The sequence below is a fragment of the Deinococcus rhizophilus genome (genome assembly GCF_030271215.1).
GTDB lineage: Bacteria > Deinococcota > Deinococci > Deinococcales > Deinococcaceae > Deinococcus > Deinococcus rhizophilus.
This window is the reverse complement of record NZ_JASNGB010000173.1, coordinates 1-6,546: the sequence shown is the minus strand read 5'-3', so window position 1 is coordinate 6,546 and position 6,546 is coordinate 1. Positions and strand designations below refer to the sequence as shown.

General features: G+C 73.5%; 6 protein-coding genes. 2 read left to right on the top strand and 4 right to left on the bottom strand.

Features of this window, described 5'->3' with window-relative positions; genetic code table 11:
• Positions 1–292 precede the first annotated feature (292 nt).
• Positions 293–1,147, top strand: coding sequence for a site-specific integrase (locus tag QOL99_RS14075; RefSeq protein ID WP_285524744.1), 855 nt, complete (start codon positions 293–295; stop codon positions 1,145–1,147).
• Between the two features lie 415 nt (positions 1,148–1,562).
• Positions 1,563–2,513, top strand: coding sequence for a tyrosine-type recombinase/integrase (locus QOL99_RS14070; RefSeq protein WP_285524742.1), 951 nt, complete (start codon positions 1,563–1,565; stop codon positions 2,511–2,513).
• A 51-nt stretch (positions 2,514–2,564) separates the two neighbouring features.
• Here QOL99_RS14070 and QOL99_RS14065 read toward each other — a convergent pair whose 3' ends face one another.
• From QOL99_RS14065 to QOL99_RS14050, 4 genes are all read right to left on the bottom strand, one after another.
• Complete coding sequence (locus QOL99_RS14065; protein ID WP_285524740.1) at positions 2,565–3,698, bottom strand: N-acetylglucosamine-6-phosphate deacetylase; 1,134 nt, start codon at positions 3,696–3,698, stop codon at positions 2,565–2,567.
• Positions 3,699–3,893: 195 nt separating this feature from the next.
• Positions 3,894–4,604 carry an ABC transporter permease gene (locus tag QOL99_RS14060; protein ID WP_285524738.1) on the bottom strand — a complete coding sequence of 237 codons (711 nt, stop codon included), beginning with the start codon at positions 4,602–4,604 and terminating at the stop codon, positions 3,894–3,896.
• 205 nt (positions 4,605–4,809) lie between these two features.
• Positions 4,810–5,757, bottom strand: coding sequence for an ABC transporter ATP-binding protein (locus QOL99_RS14055; RefSeq protein ID WP_285524737.1), 948 nt, complete (start codon positions 5,755–5,757; stop codon positions 4,810–4,812).
• The coding region (locus QOL99_RS14050; protein ID WP_285524735.1) for an ABC transporter permease at positions 5,754–6,546 on the bottom strand (793 nt) is incomplete at its 5' end. The genes QOL99_RS14050 and QOL99_RS14055, both read right to left, overlap by 4 nt.

Below are 6,546 nucleotides of genomic sequence, written 5' to 3'. Positions count from 1 at the left end.
TTACCCCCGCTACCCCTCAGCTCCCCGGAATCCAGGAAGAGCCAATCTGAATTGCACGTGGATTCGGCCTCACTCGCCAAGCGAAACCCTCATCTGTCGCCACTCTGCTTCGTGCTGCCGGGTGATTGGAGGAGAGTCCCAGGTGTTTTGCCAGACGCTCAGGCTCTGGCCCATGCTACAGGATCTTCAGGCGTCTGAGCTGGGAATTGTCGTAGGAGACGGCAGGGAGCCAAGTCAAACGCAGGCCGTTTGAGAGGGGTTTGTTAACGCTGGTGACAACGTAGAATGGGATATGTCTCTGCCGGATGAACGCAGCGGGAAGATTCAGGCGGCGCTGGAGCAGGCCCGTCTCGACGAGCTGCTGCCCCATGTGCGTGACCGGCTTCCGGTGCCCTCCAACACGGCATTTACCCTGCTCAGTCTGATGTTCAGGGAAGCGGCGGCCGATGGGGTCAACCTGCTGTCCCCGCCAGAAACATTTCACCCGTGGCTGCTGCGGGTCGCCCGCCTGAACCACCGTGGTGCGGAGGCCAGGCCCAACACGGTTCGCCTGCGGCTCTCGCTGCTCAGCAACATCTACAGCCAGGCGCTGCAGGCGGGGGTCCTGACCCACAATCCACTGGACGGACTCCAGCGTCCTCCCAATGAACGTGCGGGGGCGCCCCTGCTCTCGCGCGAACAGATCGTGACGCTTCATCACGTGGCCCGGAATGTCCCCGCGCTGCACGCCGCTCTGGTGCTGATCGACGAACACGCCTACCGCGTCCGCGAACTGCTGCAGCTGCAGTGGGACGACTTCGATATGGGCACCGGCGTCGCCCTGCGGCCCCACACGGTCACGCGGTTGAGTGACGCGGCCCTCCAGGCTCTGCAAGCCCTCCATCAGCAGGCGGGGGGACTGTTTGCGCGGGGCAAGGTCTTTCCGTACAGGATCGAGCGCGACCTCCGGGCGGCCCTGCACTCGGCCTGCCGCAGCGCTGGGGTCCCGTACGCTCCCCCCAGCGACCTTCGCCGGGCCTCCCTGCGCGACCACGTGCACTCCACCCACAGCGCAGGCTTCAGCGCCCAGGTCGGAACGGCCAACCTCGAGCGGGCGACCCTTCTGGCCCGGGGGATCGTGCAGAAGACCGGGGAAGAGGTGGAGTGATGTGTGGAAAAGCTCCGGGGTTGCGCCCTGGGAAGCTGTGTTCTGGATCTGGATAGGGATAGGCTTATGTGAGCAGCTTTGTATATATCGAGCTTGCGAGAGCTGACCGCTCCTGTTCGGAGGGTGGGGCAGAGGTCCCTGTCCGGGTGCCTTCGAACGAACATTCACACGCCTTCCAGAAGCCCAGAGAGCCTTCAGCCTCTCCCGGCTCTGCTCGCCGGAGTTGCGAGGCTCCCCAACACTGGGCGGGTAGGGTGGGCACCAGCGGACTGGGCAGGTATGTGGGCTGGGAAGGCACGGCAAACAAGTTGGCCAACCCGTCACACTAATGTGCCTTAGTGTGAACCCGCCTTCTGCACCCGCTACACTGGGAGCTCATGCCCCGACACCCAGCCTGCCTATCCCCGGAGGGTCCATGACCCTCGTCCGGCATGAGGCGCCGCTGGCCCTCGCCAGTCTCAGTGATCAGGCGCTGCGGGTGCGGGCGGTGGAGGCTGCGAGCACCTACGACGCCGAGGGGCTGGTGCAGGTCACGCTGGCGTACCTGCTGGCTGCCAGCCGCAAGGGGGCGCGGGGCAGTGCACGGACGCGGGCGGCGTACGCGCTGGCGGTGCGGGATTTCGTGCCGTGGGCGCGGGACAGTGGCGTGCAGCTGCTGCGCCCTGGACGGCGGGACGGGGGGCGGTACGTGGCACACCTGCAAACGCGGCCCTCGCGGGGGCGGGGGCGCAGCGGGGGGCTCTCGGCGGCGACGGTGGCCCAGTACGTCGCCGGGGCGCGGGCGCTGTACCGGGCGCTCAGGTGGGCCGGGGCGACGGAGGCGCAACCGTTCGAGGACGCCCACGTGCCGCCCGACCCCACTCCCGGCATCGTGAAGAATCCGCCGTACCTGCGCGAGATCGACGATGTGCTGGCGCACTGCGACCCCCGGCTGGCGGCGCTGCTGCTGCTGTGTGCCCACGGGGGCCTGCGGGCCGGGGAGGCGCTGGGGCTGCGGCTGGGAGACCTGCAGGGGGGCATGGTCACCGTGCGGGGCAAGGGGGGCAAGCTGCGGCGGGTGCCGCTGGGCCGCCGGACCCGGACGGCGCTCGCGGGCCTGGCGCCGGTCCGCCCGGACGGAGCACTCTTCGACTGGAGCTACGCGCAGGCGGCCTACCGGCTGCGCCGGGCCTTCCGGCAGGCCGGGCACGGGCACACCTGGCGCGGCTTTCACGCGGCCCGCAAGCATTCGGGCACCCGGCTCTACCGCGCGACGCGGGACTTCACGCGGGTGGGCCTTTTCCTGGGGCACAGCAGCGTGGACACCACGAGGCGTTACGTGGCGGTCGACGACCACGACGTGGCCGGGGAGGTCGAGGACTTCTGATGCGGCGTTCGGTCTGATGCGGCGTTCGGTGGGACCGGGTGGGAGGGACGCTCAGTCCTCCCCCACCCGCATGGGTTGCCCGGCCACGTAGACCTGCCGGACCTGCAGGTCCCGGTCCAGCACCACGAGGTCCGAGCGCAGGCCCGGCCGCAACCGGCCCCGGTCGGTCAGGCCCAGGGACGCCGCCGGAACCGCGCTGAGCATCGCGCTCGCCCCGGGCAGGGGCACGCCCGCCCCCACCGCCTGACGCAGCGCCCGGTCGAGGGTCAGGACGCTGCCCGCCAGGGTGCCGTCCGGGAGGGTGGCCCGGCCCCCCCGCACCGTCACCCGCTGGCCCCCGAGGTCGCTCTCTCCGTCGCCCAGACCCGCCGCCCGCACCGCGTCACTGACGAGCATCACCCGGCCGGGTGCGGCGCGGCAGGCGAGGTGAAAGCTGGTGGGGTGGACGTGGTGCCCGTCGAGAATCACCTCCAGAAAGGCGTGGGGGTCGGTCAGCAGCGCCCCGGCCGGACCGGGGACCCGTCCCTCGAGGCCGCCCATCGCGTTGTAGAGGTGGGTCGCGGCGGTGCGGCCCCCAGCGGCGTGCACGGCTTTCAGCAGGGCCGTGACCGTCTCCGCGTCGGCCCGCGTGTGCCCGATGCCCACCCGGACCCCGGCACGGGCAAAGGCGAGGGCAGCCCCGGCCGCGCCCTCCAGCTCGGGGGCCAGGGTGACCGCCCGCACCACGCCGGGCGAGAGCACCTCCGCCACCCGCGCCGGGGTCGGCAGCAGGGGGTGCGGGGGCTGGGCGCCCAGCCGCCCCGGACTGATGAAGGGGCCTTCGAGGTGGGCGCCGGGGATGTCCGCGCCGCCGCGCACTCCCCCGGCGTCCATGACCTCGCGCACCCCGCGCAGCGCCGCCAGCACAGCCTCCCAGGGGTTCGTGACCGTGGTGGGCAGCAGGGTGGTGGTGCCGTGCCGGGCGTGCAGCCGCGCCAGGGCAGCGACGCCGCCGGGGCCGTCCATCGTGTCCCCGCCGCCCCCGCCGTGGACATGGGTATCGACGAAGCCGGGGAGGATGTACAGCTCGCCGGAAACCCCGGGCAGCGGCGTGACCGCTTCCAGGTGACTTCCAAAGCGCACCTCGCCCGGCACCACGCCCCCCGGCAGGACGAGGTGGCCGCGCAGACTCCGTTCACCGGCCATGACGCCTCATCAGGCTTATGGAAGAGGAGGGGCCGAACCGGTGCTCTCCTGACTGGCGCTCTTCTGACTGGCACACTTCTGACTGGAGGCCGGGGGGGACGGGGCCCCCGTGACGGGCGGCAGGCGCCCCCAGGACGGGGGCCGGGGGCCAGGGTCCCCGCCGGTGGGCAGAGACCGGGCGGGGGCAACGGGGCCTCACCCTTCCTCCGGCGCGGCCAGCCCCAGCAGGGCGTCGAGCGTGAGGGCCAGCAGCGCCGTGGGCAGGGCGCCCAGCAGCACCAGCGCCGTGTTCTGCTGCGACAGTCCGTCGATGATGGGGCGGCCCAGCCCCCCGGCCCCCAGCGCCGCGCCCACCGTGGCGGTGGCGACCCCGAACACCAGCGAGGTCCTCACCCCCGCCCACCACACCGGCAGCGCCAGCGGCACCTCCACCCGCCACAGACGCTGCCGGGCGGTCATGCCCATGCCCCGTGCGGCGTCGAGCACGTCCGGGCTGACCCCCCGCAGGCCCGCCACCCCGTTGGACACGACCGGAACCAGCCCGTACAGCACCAGCCCCAGCAGGGTGGGCGCTGGCCCGAAGCCCAGCAGCGGCACCGCCAGCGCCAGGATCGCCAGGGTGGGCACCGTCTGCCCCAGCCCGGCCAGCGCCCCGACCAGCCCCAGCACGGCGGCGCGGCCGGGGCGCGTGGCGTACAGCACCAGCGGCACGGCCAGCAGCAGCACCAGCGCCCCGGCGAGCAGCACCAGTCCCAGGTGCCCGGCGGTCAGGCGCCACAGCGGCACGTCCAGGGTGGGGGCCTCGCCCCCCGCGAGCGGGGCCAGCAGCGGGGGCAGCACGCCCGGCCACAGGCACAGCCCCAGGAGGAGACCCCACAGCAGCGCGGCCCAGGAGCGGCGCCTCATCCGGCCCCCGCCCGATGGGTTCTCCAACCGGGAGGGCGCCCATTTGACAGCGCCTCTCCCGGAGACCGTTTGTTCCTGCTCGCCCTGCCGCGCCGTCGCCGTGAACGGACGCCCCCGGGGGCACCCCTCCTGAGCCTGGCAGGGCCGCTCGGAGTGAACAGGTGGTGTCCCTGGCGGCGTCGTCCCTGCTTACCCGGCATCCCCATCACGCGTCCCCGGAGCGGGGGTCGTGGCCCAGGTCGCGGAAGCGGGCGACGCCGACCACCGCTCCCCCCTCCCCCACCACCGCGACCGCGTCGGTGCCCTGGCGCAGCATCAGCGCGAGTGCGGTGCGGGCGTCGGCCTCTGCGGGCAGGCGCGGCAGGCCGTGGGCGTCGCCGGGCCGGGCCAGCGCCCCCACCCGCACCCCGCCGAGCTGCTCCAGGGCGGCGTCCTGGCCCATGAACTGCGCCACGAAGGCGCTGGCCGGGCGGCGCACCAGGTCGTCGGGCGACCCGAACTGCGCCAGCTCGCCCGACTGCATCAGGGCGATCTGGTCGGCCATCCGCAGCGCCTCGGGGATGTCGTGGGTCACCAGCACCACCGTCTTGGCGAGGCGGCGCTGGATCTCCAGCACCTTGCCCTGCAGGGCCTCCCGCGCCAGGGGATCGAGCGCCCCGAAGGGCTCATCCATCAGCAGGACGGGCGGATCGGCGGCCAGCGCCCGCGCCACGCCCACCCGCTGCGCCTGCCCGCCCGACAGCTCGGCGGGCCGCTTGCCCCGGTAGACGCCCGGCTCCAGCCCCACGAGCCCCAGCAGCTCGTCCACCCGCGCCCGCACCCGCGCGGCGGGCCAGCCCAGCAGCTCGGGCACGGCGGCGACGTTGCGCCCGACGGTCAGGTGGGGAAACAGCCCCACCCGCTGAATCACGTAGCCCATGCCGCGCCGCAGCGCCTCGGGGCTCAGCTCGCGGGTGTCGCGCCCGGCCAGCCGCACCGTGCCCGAGGTGGGCTGGATCAGGCGGTTGATCATCCGCAGGGTGGTCGTCTTGCCGCAGCCCGACGGCCCCAGCAGCGCGGTCACGCGGCCCGCCGGAAAGGTCAGCGAGAGGTCGCGCACGGCGGCGGCGGCAGTGTCGCCGTAGCTCTTGGTCAGGCCCTGCAGTTCGATCACGGCGCCCCCACCTCCGCCCCGCGCGTCAGGCCCAGGCGGCGGGCCAGCCCGGCTTCCAGGCCGCGCCACGCGGCGTCTGCCACGATTGCCAGCAGGCAGGCGGGCAGGGCGCCCAGCAGGATCAGGTCGGTGGCCGAGGCGTTCAGGCCCCGGAAGATGTAGACCCCCAGCCCACCCGCGCCGATCAGGGCGGCGACCGCCGTCACCCCGATCAGCAGGACCGTGGCCTGCCGCAGCCCCGCCAGCCACACCGGCAGCGCCAGCGGCAGCTGCACCCGCCAGAACAGCTGTCCCGGCGTCATGCCCATGCCGCGCCCCGCGTCGAGGGTCCCGGCGTCCACCCCGCGCAGCGCGGCCACCCCGTTGCGGACCACCGGCAGCAGCCCGTAGAGGGTCAGGGCCACCAGCGCGGGCGCGGTCCCGATGCCGCTCACGCCCAGCGAGCGCAGCGCCGGAACGGCCTGGCTCAGGGCGCCCAGCGGCGCGATCAGCAGCCCCAGCAGCGCGAGGCTGGGCAGCGTCTGGACCGCGCCCGTCACCGCCAGAACGACCTGCCCCGCGCCCGGCTGCCGCACCGACCACACCGCCAGCGGCCCGCCGATCAGGACGGAGAGACCCAGCGCGGCGGCGGTCAGGCGCACGTGCTGCGCGAGTTCCTGGCCCAGCCGGGCCGCCTCGACCTGCCCCTCCTGCCACACCGACCAGGAGGACAGGCCCCCGGCCAGGGCATACGCCAGCGTGACCGGCAGCCACAGCCAGGGCCACCCGCGCGACCGCCCCGCGTAGGCC

What these genes read in the sequence shown, in the direction of transcription:
- QOL99_RS14070 (WP_285524742.1), top strand. Translation starts at nt 1,563, where the DNA reads ATGACCCTCGTCCGGCATGAGGCGCCGCTGGCCCTCGCCAGTCTCAGT.
- QOL99_RS14060 (WP_285524738.1), bottom strand. Translation starts at nt 4,604, where the DNA reads ATGAGGCGCCGCTCCTGGGCCGCGCTGCTGTGGGGTCTCCTCCTGGGG.
- QOL99_RS14075 (WP_285524744.1), top strand. Translation starts at nt 293, where the DNA reads ATGTCTCTGCCGGATGAACGCAGCGGGAAGATTCAGGCGGCGCTGGAG.
- QOL99_RS14065 (WP_285524740.1), bottom strand. Translation starts at nt 3,698, where the DNA reads ATGGCCGGTGAACGGAGTCTGCGCGGCCACCTCGTCCTGCCGGGGGGC.